We start from the raw sequence: 26,295 nt of genomic DNA, 5'->3' as shown, positions 1-26,295 counted from the left end.
TGGCTAATGGCTAATGGCTAATGGCTAATGGCTAATGGCTAATGGCTAATGGCTAATGGCTAATGGCTATGCTTTAGTTATTACTAGCGTATGCTTTGTTTGATGAGCACTTCGCTATAGTCACTTCGCTATGAATACACCAATTCTCTAAACCACTATTTTCGACATTATACTTGCTTCGGCAGTATTAGTTTTTTCAACCTGTATATAGAACCATGTTGTTTTTAGCGTTAATATCGAAGCATGTTTTGAGAGTTTACTTGGGTCCAGTACGGGTAAGCTTTGTTCAAAGCGTGTCTGGCTCTGGGAACATATGGTTAAACCATATATCTAAGGTTTCTACCTCGTCCTTCAAACCATTTACGGTGACTAAGCCTAAGGTTTTAGCTTGTTGCCACGATAACTCATTGGTGGCGAGGGCATCCAATATATCAACTTCAGTAATGACTAATAAGTTGGTTTCATCTGGTTGCTTATGTCGGGCTTCGATTGCAATAGTGTTATTTATAAGGACTTCACTGTAATGGCCCTTTATAGCTTCAAATAGGTTGAAACTTATTTTATCTGGGGCTGGTTTATTCAGTGCGGTGTTAAATGAAATACGCTTTAAATAATCCAATTTATCAGCGTTGCTGAGTAGATTCGATTGCCTGATCTCTACGACTTTTCCAAACACGTCTAAAGAGCCGGGCTCAGTGACAAAGTTGAATCCGGTATCATTATGCACCCCGCAGGCTAGGGAAGTTGAAGATATAAAAGTTATTAAAAGTAGTAAACGATGATATTTCATGGCCGGCTCCAAGGTGGTTATTAGCAGTGCATCAATCAAATTTTGGTGATAAAAAAGGAACCAACACTGGCTTGGTAGCTGGTGATGGTCCCTTATAACTGTTGTTACTTGAAGGAAGACCCCAAGACTATTAACGTACGATAAGCATGATGTCCTGTGGCGACATAGGTGTATCGAAGTAGCCCATGAACTTACCAAAGTCTTGGATGCTGCCGTTTGCGAAGCTAAAGTCACCCGATTGTAGGTTGCTACCAATCACTTGCTGGGCATTAGGCCCCGCCATTAATATTTGGTTAAGCACTTCTCGGCTAGTGTTGATTTGAACGTCAGCACCTTCAATGGCTTTTTCATGTAACTGAGCAATACCGTTACGAATTTCAATAGTGAATGCTTCGTTAGTATCGGCAAAGTTATAGGTCATGGCCATTTGCACATCTAAGGTGTTTTCAGCAATTAATGTTGCTGTCATCATGTCAAAGATTTGCTTGCTTGGTAGTGCCGTTAATACGTCAACCGATGCGAAGCTGATTAGGTTAGAAAAGTCACGTGTACCTTCCAGTTCAGCCGCGGCATTTAATGCCCAGTTGCGCCAGTTGATGTTCACTTGATCTGCTGACCATGCTTTGTAAGCCATCGCTTTCAGTTGGCGAGCTTGTGTATCATCTTTGTTCACCGTGATCGGGTAAGACAAAATTTCTGCGGCAAAGGTGTAGTTTTCTGCTTCAATTGCGGCAGTTGCTGATGCGATAATGTTGTCACGACCGCCCATGATTTCAACAAAAGCTTTAGCACGTTGCTGGTATGCCATTGGCTCTAACTGCCATGGGTCGCCCTCAAAGAAACCGTTATAACCTACATATATCTGACGAACCGCATGGGCTACCGTGCCGTAATGCTCACCTAACCAAGGGTGCTCGGCTAAATGTTTCGGTAGTTTAACTACCTCAACTAATTCATCTGGCGTCATACCTTTATTCATATAACGAATAGTTTGGTCATGGGTGTATTGAATCGCGTCACGGTACGCTGTTAATACATCAGCAACGGCTTCTTTGCCTTCAACTGGGCGACCATGTGAGTTAATCATAATCTCGGTGTCGAAGCCGCGCATTACATCAATACCTTTGAACCACATTGCTGGGTCGCGGAATTTTGTGCCGCGAATAGTGTGTAAGTTAGGGAAATTCTCGCCTTGTAATACTTCTGCAGCATGTAAGATTTTTTGCTCTGGAAGATACACTACAATTTCATCTTTGGTTTCAGAAGGCACGTTTACAATCTGCATACGTACGCCTGAAATCGTAATATCTAAGGTACCGTTTGCTTCTATTAACGTGTTTGGTTCAATAAATGAGATATCGCCTTGCATGAAGCGAGGGCCTAAACCGTCATTAACAGTGCCGTGTTCACCTTCTTCAACATGCTTAGCGCCAGTGTATGATGTGCGATGACCGAATAGCGTTCCTAGGTTTGAAGACCAGTTAGCGACAGCTGCAGTTAGCCCTTCTTGAGCGATGATTTTCACTTCACCAGAAGCGACAGCTTCATCGGTTGTCCATGCTCGAACACCAGAAATATGGTCGATATGATTGTGCGAGTAGATGATAGCTTTTAAAGGCTTATCGGTGATCTGACGGAACTGCTCTCTGACTGATTCAGCCATTTGCACTGATTCACCAGGATCGACAATGATAATGCCGTCATCACCAACGATCATAACCGGAGTATCAAGTCCGAAGCCGTAACCTAAATAGACATTGTCATCGACTTGAATGATGGCTTGGTCCATTTTTAGACCGTGCTTAGTCAGTGTTGGATGTACATGTTCTGATTCAGCAGTAAAAGCTAAAGAGTCGCCGGTTTTAGACAATACTTTTATGCGATCGCCTTTACCCCAAAATAAGTTAGATTCATTTTCAAATAACACCTCTCCTTGGTAACGGGCATTCAAATCAATATTTTGGTATTGAGATGCAGAGCTAGTTTGAAGCTCCTGACCAAGGGTTGAAGTCGCTTCAGTTACGGGAGTTGAGAGTGCACAACCTGAAGTAAATAGAATACTTGCAATAGCAATTGGGAGAGCCATTTTTTTAAATGTATTAGTCATGGTGACGACCTTAATTTAGTTTTTAAACGGAGAAGTATTTTCTTGTCACTAATATTAGGCGTCAGCATCATTTGAATATATAGGCTAATACGATTTCAACCTATCGTTTTTACGATAGGTCATGTAATGTTAGCTATGTCATATATCTAGGTAAAAGAGCATGAATAACGACATTCCCAATTTTAATCTGTTAGCGGTGTTTGCTGCTGTGATGGAGCAAGGCACGCTAAGTAAGGCGGCTGAACATTTGAATACTAACCAGTCGACAATAAGTACTGCACTAGGAAGGTTAAAGGCTCACGTTGGCCAAGAGCTATTTGTGCGAAGTGGACGAAGTGTGGTGCCAACAGCATATGGGTCAAGTTTATATTCGCAGATTAAAATACCCATTCAGCAGCTCAATAGTGTATTTGAGTCACTTGGTGATTTTGACCTTGAAACATCAGCACGTCGTTTTGTGATGACGGCTCCAGAGCATTTACAGTGGATATTACTGGATCAATTTTCTGATGAAAAAAATAAAAATATTAGCTTAGAAATTTTTGACCAACCTGATGATGATGACAAAATGTATGACGGGTTATTAACTCAAAAATTTGATGTGATGGTGGATATTTTCCCCCCAGATCATCCAAACATTGAATCAGTAAAATTGTTTGATGGCGACTTTGTGATTGTTTGTCGCCAAGATCACCCTCGAATTATTGGACAGATAACTGAAGCACAATATTTAGCTGAAACCCACGTCGTACTTGAACGTACTCGAAACCAAAAACGCAGTTTAGAACATTATACCAATATTGATATTAGTCAGCGTAAGGTGGCATATCATGGACGGTCTTTATTTAATAATTTGTTATTTTGCAGCAAGTCTGATTATTTAACCGCTGTGCCTTTATCGATGGCGCTTCAATTTAAAGAGCAGTTACAACTACAATTGTTTACCCCACCCTTTGAATATAAACAGATATCAAATTACCTGATATGGTTAAAAAAACTCAATAAAGATCCAAGCCATAAGTGGTTTAGAGAAAAGCTGGTTGGGATTTCCAAAAATATTATGATGCAAACCAGCAGTAAGGCTTCAGATAGAAGTTATATTTAAGAGAGAAGTAATAATTAGGTTAAGTTCAAAATGGATTTCTCAAGATGAAAAATAACGCCTAATTCAGTAAGCATGAATTAGGCGGGTATTAATACTTATTCAGTGATTAGACTTATTTCACTTATATCGTTTCTAGCTGGCTGGTGGGTAGTCGGTATAACCTTTCTCATCTCCGCCATATAAGGTGAGTCTTGCATCGGCATCAAATTCAGCAAGCGTGACTCCTCGCTGAAAGCGTTGCACTAAATCAGGGTTAGTGACGTACGGAGTGCCAAAAGCGACTAAGTCTGCATAACCCTTTTCTAGTAACTCTGTCGCACTTTGTTGGGTTAATTTACCTGCGACCATGATGGTATTTGGGTAAATTTCACGGATGTGTTGTCTAAACTCATCAGTTGCTTCGGTGTAGTCGCCAATATTTTCAGAAAAGTGTATATAAGCTAAATTCAATGGCGCCAGCTGCTTAAGCAATAACTTAGTCACGTCGATGATGTCATCATGTTTGCCTGAATCATCACTATCAACGCCTTCACCGACTAATGGTGATAAACGAATGGCGACTTTATCTGCACCTATGGCTGCGATTACCGCATTAGTAATTTCAATGACAAATCTAATGCGATTTTCTTGGTTTCCACCGTATTGATCAGTACGTTGATTGCTGACGGTTCGCATGAATTGGTCAAGCAAATAACCATGGGCTCCGTGTAATTCAACGCCATCAAATCCTGCATTAATGGCATTCTCAGCCGCTTGAGTAAAATCTCTGATGGTTTGGTTAATATCATCAAGGGTCATTTCACGTGGTGCTGAGGTTTCAACCATTCCAAAGCCGCCTTCGGCTAACGGACCATAAACTTTATCCGGTTGTTTTAAGGCTGACGGTGCCACAGGTTGCTCACCGGCTATTTCAGTATGTGAACGACGGCCCACGTGCCAAAGTTGGGCAAAGATTTTACCGCCTTGTTGATGAACGGCTGCGGTGGTTTTTTTCCAGCCCTCAATGTGAGCTTGGGTGTATATTCCTGGTGTTAATGAGTAACCTCTGGCGACTGCCGAAATAGGGGTGCCTTCAGATATGATAAGACCTGCAGTTGCACGTTGTTGATAATAAGTTGCCATTATATCGTTAGGTACATCACCCGGTTGGCTAGTACGAGAGCGGGTCATTGGTGCCATAACAACTCGATTTGACAGTTTGTCACCTGCAAGTGGATATTCAGTAAAAATCATAATAATTCCAAAAGTGTTAATTAGAATGAGCACGTCGCTAGGTTTGTATTCGCTAGCAACATTGCTTATAAAAAATGTTTATAAATGGCTTAAATAGCCGAGTTTTTCTTGCTAAGTTGATATTGTCTAATCAGCCATTTATTTTGTAACTGAGTAAGTAGGATAATCTGTTAGCCCTTTGTCATTACCGCCAAACAACGTTTGTGGGTCATGTGCAGCCCATGGCAGGTTATTTTTTATGCGTTGTGGTAAATCAGGGTTAGCCACAAAAGGTCTGCCGAAGGCAATCATGTCGGCTAAACCTGATTCAATAGCTGCAGTCGCCCGTTCTGTGGTGTATTTTCCCGCATAGATAATGACACCTTTAAAAACATCACGCAGTGCTTGTTTAAACTCAGCCGCCATTAACGGCGCATCGTCCCAATCAGCTTCAGCAATGTGTATATAAGCAATACCGTGCTTATTGAGTAATTTGGCCGCTGCGGTATAGGTTTGCTGCGGATGGGCATCAACAGTGCCATTTAATGTGGTTAACGGTGCTAAACGCACTCCGATTTTATCCGCGCCGATGGCTGCAACCATTGCCGCAATAACTTCATCAAGAAAACGTAATCGATTTTCTAAGCTACCGCCGTAATTATCAGTGCGAAGGTTAGAAGATGAATCAATGAATTGATTGATTAAGTATCCGTTTGCCGCATGAAGTTCAATACCATCAAACCCAACGTTGACCGCATTGAGCGCTGCTTGCTTGAACTCTGCAACCACCATATCAATATCATCTTTATTCATTTCCCGTGGGGTGCTTACCTCAACAAAACCTGGGGCATTGCTGCCGTCATCAATAAACACTTTGACGTTTTCTGCCGCAATGGCTGAGGCTGAAATTGATTGTAATCCACCAATGTTTTGCGGATGAGTGACACGACCGACATGCCAAAGTTGGGCAAACATAATGCCATTATTTGCATGTACGGCATCGGTTACTTTTTGCCAGCCTTGAAGTTGCTCATTTGAGTAAATACCGGGAGTCCAAGCATAACCTTGGCCCAAAGCCGACACTTGAGTCCCTTCACTGATAATCAGTCCTGCTGAACTACGTTGACCATAGTAAGTTGCCATCATCTCATTGGCGCTATTACTCGGTTGGCTTGCTCGTGAGCGTGTCATCGGTGGCATAACAATTCGGTTGGCTAAGGTTAATTTTCCAAGTTGAATTGGATTGAATAATGCTGCTGTCATGGTATTACCTCAAATTTACAAACATTGCGGTACTAACTGAGTTAGGACTCGCTGTATGCTTTGGAATTGAGGTAAGAATAGCGTCATTGTAGATTGATAAAAACAACGGTTATTACAAATAACTTTTGTTAAAATCACAATAATTAACGGTGGGCTGACACAAAATTTTTAAATTGGAGCGTTATCTTAGAATGCCGTTGTGGATGACTTAGGTGGCTTTATCTTACTCAGCTTTCATTGAACGCCAAAATAATTCAAAACTTGCTTGGCGCTGGCTTTGATCACTACCCCATTGCGGGTTATCGGTAAAGTAGCGAATAGCAGCGAGGTATTGACCGTGGCAGTTTTCTAACATTAATGCGATGGGAAAATCGGCAATGATTTTCTGTTGTTGGCCTTTAGCAATGAGTGCAACGACAAAATGTAAAATGCCATTCATGGCTTGATCTCGAGTGACGCTATTAATATCTGAGGACATAGAATATTGCAAAAAAAATCGCTGTTTAATGGGATTGGCTAAAGCCCAATTAATGGCTTGTTGCCATAGGTATTCGGCATCAGTTTTTAAGTCTTTCCCAGTGTTAATCATGGTCGATAATGCTTGGGTTATATCATCTGCAAACTCTTGTTTTATTGATATAAACAAGTGATTTAATAAGTCATCTTTACTTTTGAAATGATGAAATAGCGTGCCAGTAGCAACACCAGCATGCTTAGCTATTGATGCGGTAGACGTTCCGTGAAAACCTTGCTCGACAAATAAGTGTAAAGCGCTATCAAGAATAGCTTGCTTCTTGTCTTGTCTCTTGTCTGGTTTTTGAGGCTTTTGGGTTTCAGTTATTGTCATATGCAGTTATTAACTCTTAACTTTTCATCAATACATTATGTTTCGTAGCGAGTTTAGCATGAAGCTATTTATTGCTTATATAGGCTTGCTCGCTGGCTGCGACATTATCAGCTTGTTCAGCTGATAATGTCTCGCCTAGTATTTGTAAACGTTATTTATCGTAAAAACATCTTCATTAACAAGGCTTGAATTTTTGTACCATAAGGCGGGTGTATAAATAATCCTGAATTGAACTTACCGCTTTTTAGTACCGTTTTAGCATGGCTCAAAGTAAGGAATCCTTCTTTACCGTGATAGTGCCCCATACCTGAAGGGCCAATACCGCCAAAGGGCGCATCATCTGCAGCAACATGGAATATGGTTTCATTAATACATACTCCACCAGAGTGAGTCTGTTGGATAATGCGTTGTTGGGTTTGACTATCAAAACTCATGATATACAACGCGAGAGGGCGCTCATTGTTATTAACATAGCTGATGGCTTCTTCGAGGTTTCCATAACCCATTATTGGTAATAAGGGTCCGAATATCTCTTCTTGAATGACAGTCATATCATTACTGACATTAGTGATAAGTTGAGTGGGTAACTTACGCACATTATTATCAATCGTGAATTCAGTAGCGGGATGAATTTTAGCGCCTTTTTGCTTGGCATCCTCAAGTACTGATAATAAACGGTCATACTGACGTTGATTAATGACATTGCCATAATCAGGATTGTTAGCAAAATCAGGATACATCTTATTGAAACGGGCTTGATATGCGGCAATGAAACTCTCGATTTTATCTTCTGGACATAAAATATAATCGGGTGCGACGCAGATTTGGCCAGCATTTAAACATTTACCGTAAATAAGGCGCTCAACAGCAGTGTCGATATCCATATCTGGCGCAACAATCACTGGTGACTTGCCACCCAGTTCCAGTGTTACTGGAGTGAGATTATCTGCTGCAGCTCGCATCACATGGCGTCCAACCGTCGTCGAGCCGGTAAATAATAAATGATCAAATGGAAGGGCAGAAAATTGTGCCGCTATATCAGCCTCGCCTTCAACCACTGCCACTTCGTCTTCGGTAAATATTTCAGCCAATAAGCCAGTCAATACTTTGTTGGTGGCTGGGGTGAACTCTGACATTTTTAGCATGGCGCGGTTACCCGCAGCGATAGCAGTAATTAGTGGGCCGACAGCCAACATGATTGGGAAATTCCACGGCACGATGATGCCAATAATACCCAGAGGTTGATAATGGACTGCGACAGAAGAAGGCGCGAGCAACAAACCTGCATGACGTTTGTTTGGCTTCATCCAAGATTTTAGGTTTTTAAGGGTGTAGTTGATGTTATTCACACAAGGCAATATATCTGACACTAGGGTGTCGTTAGCTGAGCGATGACCATAATCAGTAGCGAGTGCAGAAACCAACTGATCACTATAGCTGAGTAAACTGGCTTTTAATTTATTGAGTTTATCGACTCTTGATTGATAACTAGGTGCTGGCGCTGATTGATAAGCTTTACGTTGCTGCTCGAGTAGTTGCTGTAATGGACTTTGCTGTGCATTGTTGACTGCCATATTCATAAAGCTCTCCTAGAATGAAATCAATGATGATTTCAACTGTACAATTAAAAACCGACTGATTAGTCGGTTTAGTATGTGTCGGATTAATAATAATTGCAAGTGGTTCGATATTTGAGCTGGGTCAACGTGGATTTAGCTAATGTAAACTACACTAGTCATATGGATGCTTTTGAAGTCAAAATCTAAATGAAATACCTAGATATTAATACTGGAAAGTATTAAGTTAATGAGGGATATTTATTCTATTTATTGTCATAAAATATTCATCAATGAGTGAGTATAAAGCAGTAAAGTATTCACCTAATATGCTGAATAAATTAATGTAATATTAAAGTTAATTTGTTCTCACTACAGGAGGAAGCCAACATGCGTTCACGTTTAATATTATGGCCGACAGATTTTTCTGAAACGGCTTCTCATGCACTTCGATATGCCATCGAGATGGCGAATTTATATCAAGTGGGTATCCGTATTCTTCATGTTGTTGATCAACCTCTGGGTGATGAAAATTACATGATTCTTGCCATCACTCCTGAAGAACTCGCTAAAAGTATGGAAGAGGAAGCGGCGAGTAAAATGCGCAGTTTATTATCAGAATTAAAAACTGATTTGAGCATTGAAACAGTGATCAGACGCGGTGATGCTATTGAAGAAATTGTCGATGAAGCCAATAAAGGCGACATTGGTATGGTGGTTATTGCTAGCCATGGCCGTTCAGGTTTAGCGCACTTTTTACATAGTAATGTCGCTGAGGAAGTCGCCAATCAGGCGAGTTGTCCAGTGCTGGTGGTGAAGTAGTTAAGCAGCCCAGTCGTTAAGTTGCTTTGTCGTTAATGAGCAAAGTTATCAATTAAGTCACTAGTAAAAGGTCGAGGTTTTTATTGTGACCAATTACACTCTTGCTTTTGACGCCAATGCTAGCAATAAGATTATTGCTAGCACAGAGCTTATGATTTCATTGCGGCTCAACTCAAAGCTTCATATATCATTTCAGTTTTTTTAGGAAAACCGAAACCTTCTACATGCTCCCCGTAAGCATCGTCGTTAAATCCAATTGTTGTAATCTTGCTTAGTGGTTTTCATGGCTTTTTCTGCAATAAAGAGTGCATCTTTTTCATTGATATAAGGGAGTATGATACTGCCGCTTGCCAGCCCTAGCTCTATATATGCATAACCTTTTTGTTTTTGGCTTTTAGTTTGGGTGATCGAAATGTGCTGGATTTTTTCAAATGGAATCCTTTTCCAGCTTTGGCCAAATAAACCTGTATGCTGCCACACCACTTCATTTTCGATAACATAACCCCATTGTTTATAGCGCAAAAATGTCAGCCCCATAATGGCGGTGGCGATGAATAATGTTGCTTCTGATAGTGGAGTTATGCCATCAAAGAGTAAGATCGCAATAGCGGGGATGAACATAACAAACCCGCGCCTTAAAAACCAAGCCCAAGCGATAGGTTGATACTGTGAAGGCAGGCTATTGGTTGAGCCCGCTAATTCTGGAATTTGCAGTAATATATCGTCGATCTCAGCTGTTTTAATGCTAGGTAGTAACATGTGCTCTTTGGTTTTTTGCTCTACCTCTTGTCCTTTTACCTGCTTAAAATAAACCGTCCATAAGCCCAGTAACTTGGCCAAAAAAGGCTGGCTGCAATGCAGTAATTGTACCCGTCGAATGGCTAAGGCGTCTTGTTGGTGAGAAATAACACCGCCACTGCGTTGTAATGTTTGTTGATGCTTTTCGAGTTTATAGGGGTAATATTTAAGCACTGCAGCGGCGATAGATATTAATGAAAATAGGCAATACACAAAGAATAGTGTGATGAGAATTCCCACGATTTGCAGTGTGATGCTTTGGCCACTGTAACTGACTATTATGCTCCAAAATTGCTGCACCACAGGGAACTCGGCTAACTTTTCCCATTCTATTTGTCCCATGATTGGGCCTGCGATAACGGCAAACCAAATAAAGTTGTTTTGATAGAAGCCAAATTGAATGAGCTGTTTTAAATTACGTTCAACAATAGGCTTATTTACGGCGGGTTGTTGAGTGTCATCCACTGATGTTTGCTGCAAAGTGAGTTGTAGCAATTGTTGTTTTAGTAAATTTGCTTGTTGGGCATCAAGTGCAGCTAAATGGGCTTCGTCATCTTTAGACCCCGCCGTTTCAATGATCAATGTACCAAGATTTAGCAGCTTAAAATAAAATGGCTGCGCGTAGCGGATATTTTGGATCTTATTGAGGGGGATTTCATCTTTGCGGGTGAAGAATAGACCTCGCTTTATATTCAGTTGTTCTCCTGACAGCTGAAAGCGGTATTTTCGCCATTGAATGAATGAGAAGGCCGCGAGTAAAAATATGGCAATGACCAGTGCAATAAGGCCCATCTGTAGGTTAAAGCCATTTTGCCAACCCGCATAAAAGATGGGGATCAGGGCATAACCGTTAGATAATATGGCTTTTGCGGTACCGAAACTAAAGCTGAGCATTGACCAGGGTGATAATGCCTGCCACTCGCTAACATCGTGGCCCAATTTATTCAGGTTATCATTTGGTTCATCATTTGGCTCATCAATTTGAGGGGCGTGCTGATTACTCATCTATTGCCTCTGCTGTATCAATGATACCTTGGTCATTTGCTGATGTTTGTTGATGGGACGAAGCTCTATTGAGTAGATGCTGCCTTAATTGCTCCGCAGTTTTAAAATTTAAACCAGGTAGAAATATCTCAGCGGAGCCACTGCCTGCACTAAAGCATTTTAAGGTCGCTAACTTGAAACGTCTTTGTAATGGATTTTGCGATAAGCTGACATGTTGCAGTCGGCTATAAGGTAACGCAGTAGTTTTGATCCACCATAAGCCTCTGCGAATCAAAATTTCATGTTCAAGTATGCCGTAACAAAGTTTCTTTGCTGCGAAAAAACGGATTAACGTCAAGTTTGTTCCGACGGCAAGGATTGCTGTAATAACAGCATATTCATTCGATCCTAAAGCTTCATTTAAGGTCATGACAACAACTAAAGCTATGATGGCGATAATGAGCATAGATATGTTTTGAACGAGCACTTGCTTGGGATAATTTTTATCGACCAATGTGAGCTCAACTTCAGTGTAGGATTGCCATACCGATTCGGCGATGAGAGTTTTATTCGATGTTGTTACATCAGCATCGGCAATGATTATTTTAGGGGGAACTGACTCTGTTGCAGTTGGCTCTGGTGTTACTGACATAAATGAATCCTTTGGGTGGCGCGAATTACCAAAAATGGTGAATGAAGCTGAGTAAAATACGAATAATCCATTATTTTGATTTTATCATCATTTAAAATAGGTCAATATGGAAACAATAACTAAATCAATCGATAACTAAATTAGCTGGTCGCAAAGAGAGTAAGTATATGACGGAACAACAACCTATTTCCAAAGCCCATAAAGCTTTTTTACGTAAAGTTTATTTAGCGCATTTAATTGAGCAACAATCACATAATTTATTGTCTTTGCAGCAACTGACGTTAATGCCGCGACGTACCCTACAAGATACCATTGCCGCATTTGGCGATGTTGGTCTTGAAGTACAATTTATCCAACAAGGTGAGCGTCATAATGCAGGTTTTTATAAAGTGATTAACTGGGGGCCAATTAATCCTGCGTGGGTTGAAGCCAATTTAAGTTTGATTGAAACAGCCCTTGAAGTGAAAAAATAGTCTTTATCATGAAGCATAATAACCTTGAAGGCTGTATTCGTGATAACTAAAGCTTATGAGCAAGCGTTAAACGTTAGCTTGTTCAAATTCAGGCGTTGGTTGGCTACTGGCACATATCTGATTTCTACCAGCTCGTTTAGCTTGATATAAATGCTTATCTGCTTGCTCAATTAATAGCGGCAATTGATTGATAGCACTGCAACTGGTGACGATACCAATACTGGCTGTGACAGTGACTTTATGTTGCATTTGATGAAAGTTGAGTTTGGCAATACTTTCGCATAGTCGAGTCGCTAAAGTATTCGCTTCCTCTTCGAGGGTGTTAGGTAAAAAAATGATAAATTCTTCCCCTCCCCAGCGTGCTAACACATCATGTTTTCTTAGAGTATCTCTGATGAGCGCCGCGACTTTCACCAGCACTTTATCGCCAAAGTTGTGACCGTAGGTATCATTAATATCTTTAAACTTATCAATATCAATCATAAGCAGAGATGCTGATTTTTGAATCCTTTGCTCACTAAATTGAGGTTCAACCAATTGATAAAATGCACGGCGGTTATTGAGCCGCGTTAATGGATCCATTTGTGCCATTTTTTCAGCGATAGTCTTTTCATTCTCTACTCGTCTAAATCGCTCTGTTAATGCGAGCGCTAATAGTAGTACGTCGATAAACACCCCAATCTCAGCCGCACGATAAGTCAACTCATTAAAAGGAATATATGACCACACAGCAAGGCTTGTGGTTGCTATGCCTAACATTGATGATATAGATGCCATTAAAAAGAAGCGGGCGGAGATATTACCGAAATTTAATGACAACACGCCTAATACAATCATTAATCCGCTAAATATCAGCATTAAATCAAAGGCTAAGATAAGCCCTAATGTTCGATCTTGTAATATTACTGCGAGTAACATTAATAATGGGAATATGATGCATAAGCTTTTTAAAATTTTGTTTAATACGGGTAATTGGAATTTTAAGCGTAAAAAATGGCAGGCGAATAATATTCCGCTGGAACAAAAAGTGACCATTAATAAGGGTATTGACCATTGCTGCCACAATGGTGAGTCTGGCCATAACCATAACGAACCATGGCCACTGTATGCCATATTCAACAATAAGAAGTTGCATAAATAAAGACTGTAATAGAAGTAGCTTTTTAAACGTAGTCCAATAAACAGGATGAAGTTGTATATGAGTAAAGCGATGGTAGCGCCATAAAGGAAACCATAACTATAAGCGTTAAATGCGTTTTTCTTGGCTATCTCATCGTTATCAAGCAAAAACACAGGAATGACCATTGGATCAGGTGTTTGCACTCTGATTAATACGGTGGTTAATCCTGGTGGATAGTCGTATCGGAAATTAAAACTAGGTTGTAGAGTCGCCTGCTGATAAAACAGAGATAAGTCACCTTGGTGCTCAAAGTAGTCTATTTTATCTGAATGAAACCAATAGCTACTTATTTCATCAAGCCAAAAATTATCAATATGTATGGTCCGGTCTAGTATGTCCTGCGTATCATTATTGAGTGTTAGGCTTAACCAAACGGGCTTGGCACCGATACCATAATTACTTATTGATTGCTTAACTGGACTAAACTTACCTTGTTGAAGTAGTTGGTATGCATTAGATGCATTAATGCGTTCTTGTTCAACATATTGCTGTATCGATAAGCCGATAGGGGAAGTGCGGCTTTCGGATAAATCTAATACCTCTGATTGAACATGGGCTATGTTCAAAGTGAGTACGAGTGTCAAGCAGAGCTTAAATATCCATTTCATAAGTTCGATAAAATACCGTAATTAGTCTCTTGCAATGAGTACCATGCCGTTAATCGCAGGTTATATTGCTAAAGGTTGAGCATTTAAATAGTGGTTCGCACTGACTCAACAAGGTTTTACATTCCATGTTAGTTTTAGGATCTCATATTATATGGAACCTGAATATTAAAAATATGTAAAAAGATATTGTTACTAGACTAAAGAGGTAGCACAAAAGTAGATGCTCAAACACAAAGTCGTATTAACAATGAATGATTAAGTGAGATATGAAGCAAATAGATCTCGATTTGAGTATAGAAGAGCAAACTGAGGATGTCAGTCTAATGGATGGCATTTCTACCGTGCCACTGACTTACATAAAGGGCTTTCTATCTGAGGTGGAGCAACAGCAAATATTTTCAGAAGTTGATTGTTACCCATTTGATAGGCCCATTATTACTATTTATGGCAAGCAACATCCTATACCTCGTTCCCAAGTGTGGTTTGCTGATAAGGGTTGTGAATATCAATACTCTTCATTATTAATCTCGCCAAAACCTTGGCCGTCAGCCTTGTCTCTATTAAGACAACGGATATCAAACGAACTACAGCTTCAAACTAACGGAGTATTGGTTAATCGATATGAGAATGGAACCGAGTCAATGGGCTGGCACAGTGATGATGAAGCTGAAATTGTGGCTGATACTGAAATCGTTTCAGTGAGTTTAGGCGCTAAAAGAACGTTTGCGGTACGTCATAAACAGAGTAAGTTTACGCAGCACTATGAACTTGAAAGCGGTGATTTACTGATCATGCATAAAGGTATGCAAGCCCAATGGCAGCATTCAGTCCCAAAGCGTTTACGAGTCAAAGATTGTCGTATTAATTTGACCTTTCGCCAACTGGTTGTTGGCTATCATCAGCCATCATAAAATAATCAGTGTAAGTCTTATGTTTCATTAAATTGCCACCTAAATCAGATTGCAGGATTGCTGGTTTGATTTTTCAGCAGTTAAGCAGTAGTCTTCAATCTTTCAGATGTAGATATAAAGAGTTTGTTATGTCAGTTGAACAAATCATTACCGATAAACTGAACCAGTCATTTAGTCCAATTCATCTTGAAGTGCTAAATGAAAGTAATCGTCACCATGTGCCACCCAATTCAGAAACCCATTTTAAAGTTGTGGTTGTCACTGAGCAGTTTGAAGCTCAACGATTAATTGCTCGCCATCGAGCTGTTAATGCCGCTTTAGCTAATGAGTTAGCGAATGGTGTCCATGCATTATCAATTAATGCTTATACCCAAGAAGAATGGCAAGCATTAGATGTCGTGCCAAAAACACCAAACTGTAAAGGTTAATTGCGATAGCGTAATGATTCTCTATTGTTTGTGCTGTTTTGACCTTTAGTCCAAATGAAGAAAACCAAAACCTCGTCTTTGTATGAGGTTTTTTGCTTTTTATTGCTTAGTGTTATTTGAGGTAACTGAAGCTTGTCATCAGTTCGTCATCAGCAATTGCTATTACATGAAGATAACTCCTGTTTATATCCACTTTACAGAGCTGTAGCTTTTTATTTTTGATGCTATGATGCCTGACATATCTTTTACCTAGCCTTAAGGAATGAGTCATGCCTTTACTCGATAGTTTTACCGTTGATCATACTCGAATGGAAGCACCTGCTGTCCGTGTAGCGAAACACATGAGCACACCAAGTGGTGACAGCATCACGGTTTTTGACTTGCGTTTTTGCGCACCGAACAAAGATATTTTAAGTGAACGTGGTATTCATACGCTGGAGCATTTGTTTGCTGGTTTTATGCGTGAACACTTAAATAGTGACAAGGTCGAAATAATTGATATTTCGCCAATGGGCTGTCGCACCGGCTTTTACATGAGCTTAATTGGTGAGCCGACTGAACGATTTGTTGCAGATGCCTGGTTAGCGGCAATGGGTGATGTGCTCAAGGTTGTCGAGCAAGGCGAAATTCCTGAGTTAAATGAATTTCAATGTGGTACTTATGAAATGCACTCACTTGAACAAGCACAAGATATCGCTCGAGCGATTATCGCTGCGGGTGTAAGCGTCAATCGTAATGACGATTTGAAGCTCAGTGATGAGATTTTAGGCACGTTATAATTCATTAAATATTTAGTAGTTTGATTTTGATAACAAAGCGGCTTCGGTCGCTTTGTTTTTTTATGGTTAAAAATTTATTAAAATACTGTTTTTATTCCTATGAAAACGTTATTGTTACCAGTTGGTAATAGGATGTTATTTATAATAATAAATGTGTCGCGGTTTGCGATGCAGATGATGTATTTTTTGGGAGTTAACCATGTCTAAAGGTCAATTCAGCTTGTCTGTAATTGCTTCTGCTGTGCTTTTTGTTTGCCATTCTTCTGCAAGTTTTGCTGCAACCTCAGTCACAGCCACTATGGATGAGTCAAATAATACGGTGGTGCTTACTCAGCCTCAGACTGCGCCAATGCATTATCGTAGTAGTTCAATTCCTTTAGCCCTATCAGGCATGACAATTCTGCCTTCGGCTTTAGGGCAAGCAACAGCTATCAGTCATCGCGGTGCCACGACTGGTATTGCTATTTCACAAGACCGAGTGAGTTTTTCACCTTCTCCTTATGCTGCGCCTCATTTAGTGTTACAACCAAATTTAGCATTACAAAGTAAAGTAGCTGCAGCTAGCATCACAGATGTGGCAAAAGGCGGCAAAGGCGCGTTTGGCAGTTTGGATTATACCACCGCAGCGATCAGCCCGACTGAGTTAGCGGGTTACGTTAACATGGAAATTAATGAGAATGGTGATGGTCGAGTCGGCGCAATTGCCAGTGGCTTAAATAAAGAATACGGCATGTTATTCGCCGTTGATTATCAAAATACCGCCGCAGAGTCTGGTTTTGTGAGTGCTTTTGATAATGAACAAACACAAACCGATATCATGTTCAAAATTAATGCTGATAGTCTTGTTGGTGCTAGAAATCCGCAACAAACTGAGTTTATGTATCAATATACCAACTCAGAAAATGATTATTCAAATATTGGCTTAACCTCGCAAGATTGGCAGGCTAAAGCGGGTAGCGGTTATTCTGCAACACAAAACGATAAACAGGAAGGGCAACGTCATAAGTATCAAGTGACTCACATCGTTGATTTAACAGATGGCTCAAAGATGGTGTCTGATTTTTATTATCAATCTTATGATGAGCAAGTATCGCAATTAAATTCATTATCGGGTGAGTTTATTGGCGTCACTGAATTAATGGCAATTGCAGCTTTTGATAAGGCCCCAACAACTGATGGCATGACTTTAGGGTCAATGCTTGAAGATAATCACTATGCTGGTTATGGCTTGCAGACTGAAGGCATGAGTCAGTACGGTGAACATCAAATTTCATATGGTGCACTTTATCACTCTGATAAAGCCGAGATGCGTTTTGGTCAGCAAGATTTGATGTGGGGACAAGACCGAAGCTTTGTTAGTAGTAATGTCGATAATGCTGTGTTGGCTTATGTTGATGATGTCAATGTATTAACCACCACCGCGGATGCCAAGTTAAATTACGGCGCCTTGTCGTTGAGTGTGGGTTTAGCCTTTGAAAGTGTCAGTACCACCCGTGAAATAAGCGTTGAGGCTTACGATATAGAAGCGGCTGACTTTTCTGATGATGGTTGGATCCCGTCTGTTGAAATCGCTTATACCACTGGTGCTTGGAAGGCTGCGGTATCGGCTAAACAAGCTTGGACGGCTGCATCAGCAGGTAATGCCTCACAAGAAGCGCAAGAGTCACTGCATTATCAGTTAGGGTTAACTTATCAAAATGACGCGTTAAACGTCGGCGTTAATGCCTACGTGCAAGACTTTGACAATCAGCATGTCAGCTGTATGTGGAGTATGGCCTGTGATTATTCACAGCGTTATGTGCAAGACAATATTAAAGATGTCTCAGTTAACGGTGTAGATTTGTCAGTTGATTACAATATTGGCTTTGACAGCTTCTCTATTCCAATGTCTGTTCAATACCAATATACCCAAGCTGAGTTTGGTCAGACGGGCTCAAATGATCTCATCGGCCTTTATACTAAAGGTGAGCAACTACCGTGGGTACCAGAGCAACAATTAGCTGTCAGTAGTGGCTTTATTATGGGTCAGTTTAGTTTAATGGCTCAAGCCTTGTACCAATCTGAAATGGGTTACGCTACTGCCATTAATGGCGGTAAGAAAATCGATAACCAATGGAAGGTTGATCTTGCTGCTAACTATCATTTATCCAATGTACATGAGTTTTATATACGAGTTGAGAACCTACTTGGTGAAGATTTAGTCAGCCAACAATCTGATTTAGGGATTACCTCTCAAGGTGAAATGCTAAGTTATATTGGTTACCAGGGAAAATTCTAAATTCTGTTCAACTATCCTCGATATATATTATTGTTTTAATTGTGCTTTAGTATGAGCTGTTTTAGCTCATACTAATTGCTACAATTGTTAACAAACTTCTGACTTACTTCTTCTATTATTTCTTTTAAAATTAATGCTATAGTGCCTCTGTTACTGAAATATTGCACACAATGACGTTAAATCAGTCTTTTCCACACCCTGAATAGGTGAATTGTTTAAAAACGAACAATCAAATAACTCAATCACCTGTTTTTTTCATGGCGATAGCGCACATTTTGGGGTAAAATGCGCGCGACCAGCGTGATTGTGATCTCAATTTAGTGATAAATCTGCGCTAGCTCAACACTGAAGTGTTTGTTAACACTTTGTTTTTTTTGGGTAGGAACGCGGCGCATTGTCTTTCCTTCAAACGTAGTGCTTGTGGATATGATTACAATAAAGAAAGGATTGGAACTACCTCTAGCAGGTAGCCCAGAGCAAGTTATCCATAATGGCCCAGCCATTAAGAATGTAGCGACTTTGGGTGAAGAGTATATTGGCTTACGTCCAACGATGAAAATCAAGGTTGGCGAAAAAGTTGAAAAAGGTCAGGTTATTTTTGAAGACAAAAAGAACCTTGGCGTTAAATATACTGCTTTAGCTAGTGGGACTGTATTAGAAATTAACCGGGGTGCTAAACGTGTACTTCAATCAGTAGTTATTCAGATTGAAGGTGATGATAAGGTCAGCTTTACTCAATATAGTGCTGATGAACTTAACACGTTAGATGCCAAAGTTGTCAGAGAGAGCTTGATTGAATCAGGTCTATGGACAGCTTTGCGAACTCGCCCTTTCAGTAAAGTACCTGCCGTTGATTCTGTCGCAGCTGGTATTTTCGTCACCGCAATTGATACTCAACCATTAGCTGCAGATCCTGTAGTTGTGATTGCTGAGCACAAAGAAGATTTTGCAAATGGCTTAACGCTGCTTGCTAAATTGACTGAAGGCAAAGTTTTCCTTGCTAAAGCCCCTGGTGCTGACATTCCTTCTGGCAATGCTCAAGTCGAAGAATTTGCAGGCAAACATCCTGCTGGCTTAGTGGGTACTCATATACATAATCTTCTTCCTGCTTCTGCAACTCGTACGGTTTGGCATATTGGCTACCAAGACGTGATTGCTGTTGGTCAACTATTCACCCAAGGTGAACTTAACACTCAACGTGTTATTGCTATTGCTGGCCCAGAAGCTAAAAATCCTCGTTTAATTCGTACAGTATTAGGTGCTAGCACTGTTGAATTAACAGCGGATGAATTTGAAGCTGATAATGTTCGAGTAATCTCAGGCTCAGTATTGAGTGGTCGCCAAGCGACTGGTCCTCACGGCTATTTAGGCCGTTATCATCAACAAATTAGTTTGTTGAAAGAAGGCAATGAAAAAGAATTGTTTGGCTGGGCTATGCCTGGTTCAGATAAATACTCTATCACTCGCGCATTCTTAGGTCACTTTAACCGTTCTGGTCTGTTTAATATGACGACTACGACGGGTGGTTCAGACCGTGCCATGGTGCCAATTGGTAACTATGAACGTGTTGTTCCTTTAGATATCTTACCTACAATGTTACTACGCGATCTTGTATCTGGTGATTATGACGGTGCTGTTACGCTTGGCGCGTTAGAACTCGATGAAGAAGATTTAGCATTGTGTACCTTCGTATGTCCAGGCAAGTATGACTATGCATCATATCTGCGTGATTGTTTAGATACGATCGAGAGGGAAGGCTAATGAGCTTGAAAGATTTTATCGAGCGTATTGAACCGCAATTTGAAAAAGGCGGTAAGTACGAAAAGTGGTATGCCCTTTATGAAGCGGCTGCGACTGTATTTTACACCCCTGGTAAAGTAAACAAAGGTACTACGCATGTGCGTGATAGCCTTGATCTAAAACGTATGATGATTACGGTTTGGGCCTGTACTTTTCCGGCAATGTTTTTTGGTATGTACAACGTTGGTTTACAAGCTCAAGATGCGCTTATTGCTGGCTTTGCTACTCCTGATGTATGGCAAGTCAGCCTATTTAGCCTATTCGGTACTGAATTAACCGCAAGTTCAGGCGTGCCTGCACTCATGTGGTATGGCGCTTGTTGGTTCCTACCTATATACGCAGTGACATTCGCTGTTGGTGGTTTCTGGGAAGTCATATTTGCGTCAGTCCGCGGCCATGAAGTTAACGAAGGTTTCTTCGTCACTTCTATTCTATTTGCATTAACGCTGCCAGCAACAATTCCTTTATGGATGGTTGCATTGGGTATCACCTTCGGTGTAGTGGTTGCAAAAGAAGTATTTGGTGGCACAGGACGTAACTTCCTTAACCCTGCGTTAGCCGGTCGTGCATTCTTATTCTTTGCCTATCCCTTAAGCATGTCAGGTGACACCTCTTGGGTTGTTGCTGATGGATACTCTGGTGCTACTGCACTGAGCGCTGCTGCACAAGGTACGTTTGAATATACGAGTGCTAACTGGTGGGATGCCTTCTTAGGTTTCATTCCAGGTTCTGTGGGTGAAGTGTCTACCTTTGCTATTTTGTTAGGTGGCGCGGTTATCGTTTATACCCGTATCGCTTCATGGCGCATTATTGCTGGTGTGATGATGGGCATGATTGCAGTGTCTTACCTACTTAACTTTATCGGTAGCGACACTAACGCAATGTTTGCCACGCCTTGGTATTGGCATCTTGTCTTAGGTGGTTTTGCCTTCGGTATGATGTTTATGGCGACTGACCCAGTTTCTGCGTCTTTCACCAATAATGCTAAATGGGCTTACGGTATCTTAATTGGTGCAATGGCAGTCTTCATTCGTGTCATTAACCCAGCATTCCCTGAAGGAATGATGTTAGCCATCCTGTTTGCTAACTTATTTGCACCGTTATTTGACCATTTTGTGGTTCAAGCAAATGTGAAGCGGAGGATTGCTCGTGGCCAGTAATAAAGAATCAATCGGCAAAACATTATTTGTTGTAATCGGTCTTTGTTTTATCTGTTCAATGCTTGTTTCGACAGCAGCAGTATTACTAAAGCCAATCCAGCAAGAAAATAAATTATTAGATAAGCAAAAGTATATTCTTGAGGCTGCAGGTTTAGTTGACCCTAAAGCTAAAAAACTTGAGAAAAAAGCTATCCAAGATCTTTACGGTGAATTCGTAGAGGCTCGCCTTGTTGATTTAAAAACAGGTGAGTTTGTCGATGGTGATGCAGATACTTTTGATGCTGAAAAAGCAGCGCGCTCTCCAGCGACTTCTTTCAAGCCTAAAAATGATATTGCCTCAGTTAAGCGTGTAGCAAACCAAGGTGTTGTTTATCTTGTTAAAGATGAAAACAACAAACTACAAACCGTAATTATTCCTGTTAAAGGATACGGTTTATGGTCAACCATGTTTGCATTCTTAGCGGTTGAAGCGGATATGAATACCATTCGTAGCTTAGTGTATTACGACTTCACAGGTTCTGGTGAAACACCCGGTCTAGGTGGTGAAGTTCAAAATCCTCAGTGGATTGCTAAGTGGGAAGGTAAAAAACTTTATGATGACAATGGCGAATTAGCTATTCAAGTCACTAAGATCCCAACAATTGCATCTTCTATTCACGGTGTTGATGCACTTTCTGGTGCGACATTGACCAGTAATGGTGTTCAATATTCACTAACGTTCTGGTTAGGTGAAGAAGGTTTTGCACGCTTTATTGAAAAAGCACGCAATGGAGGACTAGGCTAATGGCTGACGTTAAAGAACTCAAACAGGTTCTGACTGGACCTATTATCAATAACAACCCAATTGCTCTGCAAATTCTGGGTGTGTGTAGTGCACTAGCTGTTACCGCGAAAATGGAAACGGCTATTGTAATGACATTAGCATTGACAGCGGTTACAGCGTGTTCGAACTTATTTATTTCGTTACTACGTAATCACATTCCAAGCAGTGTTCGTATTATTGTGCAAATGACAATTATTGCTTCATTAGTAATTGTTGTAGACCAAGTACTACAAGCATACGCATACGATGTTGCAAAGCAATTATCAGTATTCGTTGGTTTGATTATTACTAACTGTATTGTAATGGGTCGTGCAGAAGCATACGCAATGAAGACACCACCATTGATGAGCTTTATGGATGGTATTGGTAATGGCTTGGGCTACGGTGCAATTCTATTATCAGTCGGTTTCTTCCGTGAACTATTCGGTAACGGTTCATTGTTCGGCGTTGAAATCCTCAGCAAAATCTCTGACGGTGGTTGGTATCAGCCTAATGGCTTGTTACTTCTTCCTCCGAGTGCGTTCTTCTTGATCGGTATGTTGATCTGGATTATTCGTACTTATAAGCCAGAGCAAGTAGAAGCAAAAGGGTAAGCGCAATGGAACATTATATTAGTTTATTAATTCGTTCGATTTTCATTGAGAACATGGCGTTGGCCTTCTTCCTCGGTATGTGTACTTTCTTGGCTGTGTCTAAGAAAGTGACAACGGCGATGGGTCTGGGTGTTGCAGTTATTGTGGTACTGGCTATTTCAGTACCCGTTAACCAAATCATCTATCAAGGTTTACTGGCTCCGGGCGCACTAGCTTGGGCAGGTGTTCCTGATGCAGATTTGAGCTTCTTGAAGTTCATTACCTTTATTGGTGTTATTGCTGCATTAGTACAAATCTTGGAAATGGCGTTAGATAAATACTTTCCACCTTTGTACAACGCATTAGGTATTTTCTTACCATTGATTACTGTTAACTGTGCAATTTTTGGTGCAGTTTCATTCATGGTTGAACGTGACTATAACCTTGGCGAGAGTTTGGTATTCGGTATCGGCTCGGGTATTGGTTGGGCATTAGCAATTGTATTGCTTGCCGGTCTACGTGAGAAAATGAAGTATTCTGATGTGCCTAAAGGCTTACGTGGTTTAGGTATTACCTTCATCACTTCTGGCTTAATGGCGCTAGGTTTTATGTCGTTCTCAGGTGTATCTCTTTAATAGATACCCATACGACGTATTAATTTGAACCTTAAAGGATAAGTTAATGGATATACTTAAAGCTACTCCGATAGATGTTTATCTAGGCGTGAGTATGTTTACCGCGATTGTACTGGTTTTGGTATTAGTGATTTTATTTGCTAAATCTAAACTTGTGGCAAGCGGTGATATCACTATCTCAATTAATGATGATAGCGACAAAGCAATTAAAACCGGTGCTGGTAGTAAGCTTCTTGGCGCACTCGCTAACAACGGTATTTTCGTTTCAAGTGCTTGTGGTGGCGGTGGCTCATGTGGTCAGTGTCGCGTTAATATTAAGTCTGGTGGTGGTGATATTCTGCCGACTGAACTTGATCACATAAGCAAAGGTGAAGCACGTCAAGGTTGCCGTTTAGCCTGTCAGGTTAATGTTAAAACTGACATGGAAATCGAACTTGATGAAGAAATTTTCGGTATCAAGAAGTGGGAATGTGCTGTTATCTCTAACGATAACAAAGCAACCTTCATTAAAGAACTTAAGCTGCAGATCCCTGATGGCGAAACAGTTCCTTTCCGCGCTGGTGGTTATATTCAAATTGAAGCACCTGCTCACCACGTTAAATATGCTGACTTTGATGTACCAGCAGAATACCGTGGCGACTGGGAGCACTTTGGTTTCTTCAACTTAGAATCTAAAGTTGATGAAGAAACTATTCGTGCATACTCAATGGCTAACTACCCTGAAGAGTTTGGTATCATCATGTTGAACGTGCGTATTGCTACGCCGCCACCAAGAAACCTAACACTGCCTTGTGGTAAAATGTCATCATTCATTTGGAGCCTAAAAGACGGCGACAAAGTGACTATTTCAGGTCCATTTGGTGAGTTCTTCGCTAAAGACACTGATAATGAAATGGTCTTTGTTGGTGGTGGTGCTGGTATGGCGCCAATGCGTTCTCATATCTTTGACCAACTTAAGCGCCTTCAGTCTAAGCGTAAGATGAGTTTCTGGTATGGTGCTCGTTCTAAACGTGAAATGTTCTATGTAGAAGATTTTGACGGCTTGGCTGCAGAGAATGAAAACTTTAAATGGCACGTTGCATTATCTGATCCGCAAGCGGAAGATAACTGGGATGGCTACACTGGTTTCATTCATAACGTATTGTACGAAAACTACTTACGTGACCATGATGCACCAGAAGATTGTGAGTACTACATGTGTGGTCCTCCAATGATGAATGCAGCCGTAATTGGTATGCTTAAAGACTTAGGTGTTGAAGATGAAAACATCTTACTCGATGACTTTGGTGGTTAATGATTAACCACTAATCATCCGCAAAAGACATTGAACGTCATAAATTGCAGCTCGCTGACACGGTGGTCACCATTGTTAAGCTAGCTGCAATTTTTATTTTAGGCCTTTTTAAGTTTAGTTGTTATTGCTTTAGGTAATAATAATTTAGACGTTAATCATATTGAATTAAATAACTTGAAGATTGAGATGATAAAGACTTCGATTAAAACCCTGACAGTATTCTTCGCGCTATTTTTATTAACTGCGTGTGGCACAGAAGATGAGATAGTCTCGCTGTCTGGCAATACTATGGGAACGACTTATCACATAAAGGTCGTTAGGAACGAACGCTTACCGACAACTGATTTACTGCAAGCGGAAATTGATTTTGCACTTGAGTTGGTTAATGACCAAATGTCGACGTACAGGCCTAAATCTGAGCTATCTCAATTTAATATGCTTACCGTTAATCAAAGTTTAACGGTATCAGCTGATACGATTACTGTGTTCAAAGAAGGCCTTCGCCTTTATGATACAACTAATGGTGCATTGGATATCACCTTAGGGCCACTGATTAATTTATGGGGTTTTGGACCTGATAAGCGTCCTACAGAAATACCAACCCCTGAACAAATAGCGCGCGTAAAAGACAAAGCGGATATTAACGGTTTTAATATTAAAGGTTTAAAACTGACTAAAACCAATCCAGATATCTATGTTGATCTATCATCTCTTGCTAAAGGCTACGGGGTTGATAAAATTGCTAGTCTATTGAACAAATACAATGTTGATGGTTACCTAGTTGAAATCGGCGGCGAGATCAGTGTCAAAGGTGTCAAAAATGACGGTTCTCCTTGGCGTATTGCGGTAGAAAAACCGTCAACTGAAGGTGCTGTTATCCAGCAAGTTGTAGAACCTGGCAACATGGCGTTAGCGACATCGGGTGATTATAGAATTTACTATGAAGAAAACGGCGAACGTTTTTCTCATTTGATAGACCCGAGAACGGGGTATCCGATTAAGCATAAATTAGCGTCGGTAACCGTTTTACATCCAAGCAGTATGACAGCTGATGCGTACGCAACAGCAATGATGGTACTAGGTACGGAAGAGTCTTTAGCGTTAGCGGACCGTGAAAAATTACCGGTAATGCTAATTGAAAAAGATGAAGATAATTATGAAGTTTTTTATAGTGAAGCATTTGCGCCTTACATTCGTTAATCGCATTTGAATGTCTAT

At 40.6% G+C, this 26,295-nt stretch carries 23 protein-coding genes; 14 read left to right on the top strand and 9 right to left on the bottom strand.

The features are described from left to right. Positions 1 to 286 precede the first annotated feature (286 nt). Both FPK91_RS08755 and FPK91_RS08750 read right to left on the bottom strand, forming a co-directional pair. Positions 287 to 790, bottom strand: a complete 504-nt coding sequence (locus tag FPK91_RS08755) for a hypothetical protein (RefSeq protein ID WP_144210534.1) — start codon at positions 788 to 790, stop codon at positions 287 to 289. 130 nt (positions 791 to 920) lie between these two features. Further along, positions 921 to 2,897 carry an alkyl sulfatase dimerization domain-containing protein gene (locus tag FPK91_RS08750; RefSeq protein WP_144210532.1) on the bottom strand — a complete coding sequence of 659 codons (1,977 nt, stop codon included), beginning with the start codon at positions 2,895 to 2,897 and terminating at the stop codon, positions 921 to 923. A gap of 160 nt (positions 2,898 to 3,057) precedes the next feature. On the opposite strand from FPK91_RS08750, the gene FPK91_RS08745 reads away from it, so the two are divergent. Beyond that, positions 3,058 to 4,002: a LysR family transcriptional regulator gene (locus FPK91_RS08745; RefSeq protein WP_144210530.1), complete on the top strand. Its 945-nt coding sequence runs from the start codon at positions 3,058 to 3,060 to the stop codon at positions 4,000 to 4,002. 132 nt (positions 4,003 to 4,134) lie between these two features. Here the strand turns inward: FPK91_RS08745 and FPK91_RS08740 are convergent, their stop codons facing one another. The 4 genes from FPK91_RS08740 to FPK91_RS08725 form a co-directional block, all read right to left on the bottom strand. Continuing rightward, positions 4,135 to 5,235: an alkene reductase gene (locus FPK91_RS08740; protein WP_144210528.1), complete on the bottom strand. Its 1,101-nt coding sequence runs from the start codon at positions 5,233 to 5,235 to the stop codon at positions 4,135 to 4,137. A 138-nt stretch (positions 5,236 to 5,373) separates the two neighbouring features. Beyond that, positions 5,374 to 6,477, bottom strand: coding sequence for an alkene reductase (locus FPK91_RS08735; RefSeq protein WP_144210526.1), 1,104 nt, complete (start codon positions 6,475 to 6,477; stop codon positions 5,374 to 5,376). 223 nt (positions 6,478 to 6,700) lie between these two features. Then, on the bottom strand, positions 6,701 to 7,324 hold the full coding sequence (locus FPK91_RS08730; RefSeq protein ID WP_144210524.1) for a TetR/AcrR family transcriptional regulator: 624 nt from the start codon (positions 7,322 to 7,324) through the stop codon (positions 6,701 to 6,703). 155 nt (positions 7,325 to 7,479) lie between these two features. Continuing rightward, positions 7,480 to 8,904, bottom strand: coding sequence for a coniferyl aldehyde dehydrogenase (locus FPK91_RS08725; protein ID WP_144210523.1), 1,425 nt, complete (start codon positions 8,902 to 8,904; stop codon positions 7,480 to 7,482). Positions 8,905 to 9,270: 366 nt separating this feature from the next. Between FPK91_RS08725 and FPK91_RS08720 the strand changes: the two genes are divergently transcribed. Further along, positions 9,271 to 9,702 (top strand): universal stress protein, encoded by a 432-nt coding sequence (locus FPK91_RS08720; RefSeq protein WP_144210521.1) that lies wholly within the window; start codon positions 9,271 to 9,273, stop codon positions 9,700 to 9,702. 246 nt (positions 9,703 to 9,948) lie between these two features. Here the strand turns inward: FPK91_RS08720 and FPK91_RS08715 are convergent, their stop codons facing one another. Beyond that, positions 9,949 to 11,505, bottom strand: coding sequence for a PH domain-containing protein (locus FPK91_RS08715; RefSeq protein WP_144210519.1), 1,557 nt, complete (start codon positions 11,503 to 11,505; stop codon positions 9,949 to 9,951). Beyond that, positions 11,498 to 12,136 carry a PH domain-containing protein gene (locus FPK91_RS08710; protein WP_144210517.1) on the bottom strand — a complete coding sequence of 213 codons (639 nt, stop codon included), beginning with the start codon at positions 12,134 to 12,136 and terminating at the stop codon, positions 11,498 to 11,500. The genes FPK91_RS08715 and FPK91_RS08710 overlap by 8 nt, the downstream gene beginning before the upstream one ends. Positions 12,137 to 12,303: 167 nt before the next feature. On the opposite strand from FPK91_RS08710, the gene FPK91_RS08705 reads away from it, so the two are divergent. Beyond that, complete coding sequence (locus FPK91_RS08705; protein ID WP_144210515.1) at positions 12,304 to 12,609, top strand: winged helix-turn-helix domain-containing protein; 306 nt, start codon at positions 12,304 to 12,306, stop codon at positions 12,607 to 12,609. A 66-nt stretch (positions 12,610 to 12,675) separates the two neighbouring features. Here FPK91_RS08705 and FPK91_RS08700 read toward each other — a convergent pair whose 3' ends face one another. Continuing rightward, positions 12,676 to 14,373: a sensor domain-containing diguanylate cyclase gene (locus FPK91_RS08700; protein WP_158638069.1), complete on the bottom strand. Its 1,698-nt coding sequence runs from the start codon at positions 14,371 to 14,373 to the stop codon at positions 12,676 to 12,678. A 290-nt stretch (positions 14,374 to 14,663) separates the two neighbouring features. Between FPK91_RS08700 and FPK91_RS08695 the strand changes: the two genes are divergently transcribed. The 11 genes from FPK91_RS08695 to FPK91_RS08645 all read left to right on the top strand — a co-directional run bounded on the left by FPK91_RS08695 (position 14,664) and on the right by FPK91_RS08645 (position 26,277). Further along, complete coding sequence (locus FPK91_RS08695; protein ID WP_144210511.1) at positions 14,664 to 15,308, top strand: alpha-ketoglutarate-dependent dioxygenase AlkB family protein; 645 nt, start codon at positions 14,664 to 14,666, stop codon at positions 15,306 to 15,308. A 128-nt stretch (positions 15,309 to 15,436) separates the two neighbouring features. After that, the gene (locus tag FPK91_RS08690) at positions 15,437 to 15,736 is read left to right on the top strand and encodes a BolA family protein (protein WP_144210509.1); all 300 of its coding nucleotides are present in this window, start codon (positions 15,437 to 15,439) and stop codon (positions 15,734 to 15,736) included. A 269-nt stretch (positions 15,737 to 16,005) separates the two neighbouring features. After that, on the top strand, positions 16,006 to 16,515 hold the full coding sequence (luxS, locus tag FPK91_RS08685) for an S-ribosylhomocysteine lyase (RefSeq protein WP_144210507.1): 510 nt from the start codon (positions 16,006 to 16,008) through the stop codon (positions 16,513 to 16,515). Between the two features lie 199 nt (positions 16,516 to 16,714). Next, positions 16,715 to 18,793 (top strand): TonB-dependent receptor, encoded by a 2,079-nt coding sequence (locus FPK91_RS08680; RefSeq protein WP_144210505.1) that lies wholly within the window; start codon positions 16,715 to 16,717, stop codon positions 18,791 to 18,793. Positions 18,794 to 19,219: 426 nt separating this feature from the next. Then, on the top strand, positions 19,220 to 20,554 hold the full coding sequence (locus tag FPK91_RS08675) for a Na(+)-translocating NADH-quinone reductase subunit A (RefSeq protein ID WP_144214275.1): 1,335 nt from the start codon (positions 19,220 to 19,222) through the stop codon (positions 20,552 to 20,554). Beyond that, entirely contained in the window at positions 20,554 to 21,753 is a 1,200-nt protein-coding gene (locus FPK91_RS08670; RefSeq protein WP_144210503.1) for an NADH:ubiquinone reductase (Na(+)-transporting) subunit B, read from the top strand. Before FPK91_RS08675 ends, FPK91_RS08670 begins: the two co-directional genes overlap by 1 nt. Continuing rightward, positions 21,743 to 22,537 carry a Na(+)-translocating NADH-quinone reductase subunit C gene (locus FPK91_RS08665; protein ID WP_144210501.1) on the top strand — a complete coding sequence of 265 codons (795 nt, stop codon included), beginning with the start codon at positions 21,743 to 21,745 and terminating at the stop codon, positions 22,535 to 22,537. Before FPK91_RS08670 ends, FPK91_RS08665 begins: the two co-directional genes overlap by 11 nt. Further along, positions 22,537 to 23,169 carry an NADH:ubiquinone reductase (Na(+)-transporting) subunit D gene (locus FPK91_RS08660; RefSeq protein WP_144210499.1) on the top strand — a complete coding sequence of 211 codons (633 nt, stop codon included), beginning with the start codon at positions 22,537 to 22,539 and terminating at the stop codon, positions 23,167 to 23,169. Before FPK91_RS08665 ends, FPK91_RS08660 begins: the two co-directional genes overlap by 1 nt. A 5-nt stretch (positions 23,170 to 23,174) precedes the next feature. Next, complete coding sequence (gene nqrE, locus FPK91_RS08655; RefSeq protein WP_144210496.1) at positions 23,175 to 23,783, top strand: NADH:ubiquinone reductase (Na(+)-transporting) subunit E; 609 nt, start codon at positions 23,175 to 23,177, stop codon at positions 23,781 to 23,783. Between the two features lie 46 nt (positions 23,784 to 23,829). After that, positions 23,830 to 25,077, top strand: coding sequence for an NADH:ubiquinone reductase (Na(+)-transporting) subunit F (gene nqrF / locus FPK91_RS08650; protein ID WP_144210494.1), 1,248 nt, complete (start codon positions 23,830 to 23,832; stop codon positions 25,075 to 25,077). A 186-nt stretch (positions 25,078 to 25,263) separates the two neighbouring features. Continuing rightward, the gene (locus FPK91_RS08645) at positions 25,264 to 26,277 is read left to right on the top strand and encodes an FAD:protein FMN transferase (RefSeq protein WP_144210492.1); all 1,014 of its coding nucleotides are present in this window, start codon (positions 25,264 to 25,266) and stop codon (positions 26,275 to 26,277) included. The last annotated feature ends 18 nt before the right edge of the window (positions 26,278 to 26,295 follow it).

This window comes from Shewanella donghaensis (assembly GCF_007567505.1).
In the GTDB taxonomy this organism is placed as follows: Bacteria; Pseudomonadota; Gammaproteobacteria; order Enterobacterales; family Shewanellaceae; genus Shewanella; species Shewanella donghaensis.
Note: the sequence above shows the minus strand (reverse complement) of the source record. Positions and strands in the feature narration are given on the sequence as shown.

Excerpts from the sequence above, each read along its gene's own strand:
- FPK91_RS08755 (WP_144210534.1), bottom strand. The coding sequence starts at position 790 with ATGAAATATCATCGTTTACTACTTTTAATAACTTTTATATCTTCAACT.
- FPK91_RS08750 (WP_144210532.1), bottom strand. The coding sequence starts at position 2,897 with ATGACTAATACATTTAAAAAAATGGCTCTCCCAATTGCTATTGCAAGT.
- FPK91_RS08745 (WP_144210530.1), top strand. The coding sequence starts at position 3,058 with ATGAATAACGACATTCCCAATTTTAATCTGTTAGCGGTGTTTGCTGCT.
- FPK91_RS08740 (WP_144210528.1), bottom strand. The coding sequence starts at position 5,235 with ATGATTTTTACTGAATATCCACTTGCAGGTGACAAACTGTCAAATCGA.
- FPK91_RS08735 (WP_144210526.1), bottom strand. The coding sequence starts at position 6,477 with ATGACAGCAGCATTATTCAATCCAATTCAACTTGGAAAATTAACCTTA.
- FPK91_RS08730 (WP_144210524.1), bottom strand. The coding sequence starts at position 7,324 with ATGACAATAACTGAAACCCAAAAGCCTCAAAAACCAGACAAGAGACAA.
- FPK91_RS08725 (WP_144210523.1), bottom strand. The coding sequence starts at position 8,904 with ATGAATATGGCAGTCAACAATGCACAGCAAAGTCCATTACAGCAACTA.
- FPK91_RS08720 (WP_144210521.1), top strand. The coding sequence starts at position 9,271 with ATGCGTTCACGTTTAATATTATGGCCGACAGATTTTTCTGAAACGGCT.
- FPK91_RS08715 (WP_144210519.1), bottom strand. The coding sequence starts at position 11,505 with ATGAGTAATCAGCACGCCCCTCAAATTGATGAGCCAAATGATGAACCA.
- FPK91_RS08710 (WP_144210517.1), bottom strand. The coding sequence starts at position 12,136 with ATGTCAGTAACACCAGAGCCAACTGCAACAGAGTCAGTTCCCCCTAAA.
- FPK91_RS08705 (WP_144210515.1), top strand. The coding sequence starts at position 12,304 with ATGACGGAACAACAACCTATTTCCAAAGCCCATAAAGCTTTTTTACGT.
- FPK91_RS08695 (WP_144210511.1), top strand. The coding sequence starts at position 14,664 with ATGAAGCAAATAGATCTCGATTTGAGTATAGAAGAGCAAACTGAGGAT.
- FPK91_RS08690 (WP_144210509.1), top strand. The coding sequence starts at position 15,437 with ATGTCAGTTGAACAAATCATTACCGATAAACTGAACCAGTCATTTAGT.
- luxS (WP_144210507.1), top strand. The coding sequence starts at position 16,006 with ATGCCTTTACTCGATAGTTTTACCGTTGATCATACTCGAATGGAAGCA.
- FPK91_RS08680 (WP_144210505.1), top strand. The coding sequence starts at position 16,715 with ATGTCTAAAGGTCAATTCAGCTTGTCTGTAATTGCTTCTGCTGTGCTT.
- FPK91_RS08675 (WP_144214275.1), top strand. The coding sequence starts at position 19,220 with ATGATTACAATAAAGAAAGGATTGGAACTACCTCTAGCAGGTAGCCCA.
- FPK91_RS08670 (WP_144210503.1), top strand. The coding sequence starts at position 20,554 with ATGAGCTTGAAAGATTTTATCGAGCGTATTGAACCGCAATTTGAAAAA.
- FPK91_RS08660 (WP_144210499.1), top strand. The coding sequence starts at position 22,537 with ATGGCTGACGTTAAAGAACTCAAACAGGTTCTGACTGGACCTATTATC.
- nqrE (WP_144210496.1), top strand. The coding sequence starts at position 23,175 with ATGGAACATTATATTAGTTTATTAATTCGTTCGATTTTCATTGAGAAC.
- nqrF (WP_144210494.1), top strand. The coding sequence starts at position 23,830 with ATGGATATACTTAAAGCTACTCCGATAGATGTTTATCTAGGCGTGAGT.
- FPK91_RS08645 (WP_144210492.1), top strand. The coding sequence starts at position 25,264 with ATGATAAAGACTTCGATTAAAACCCTGACAGTATTCTTCGCGCTATTT.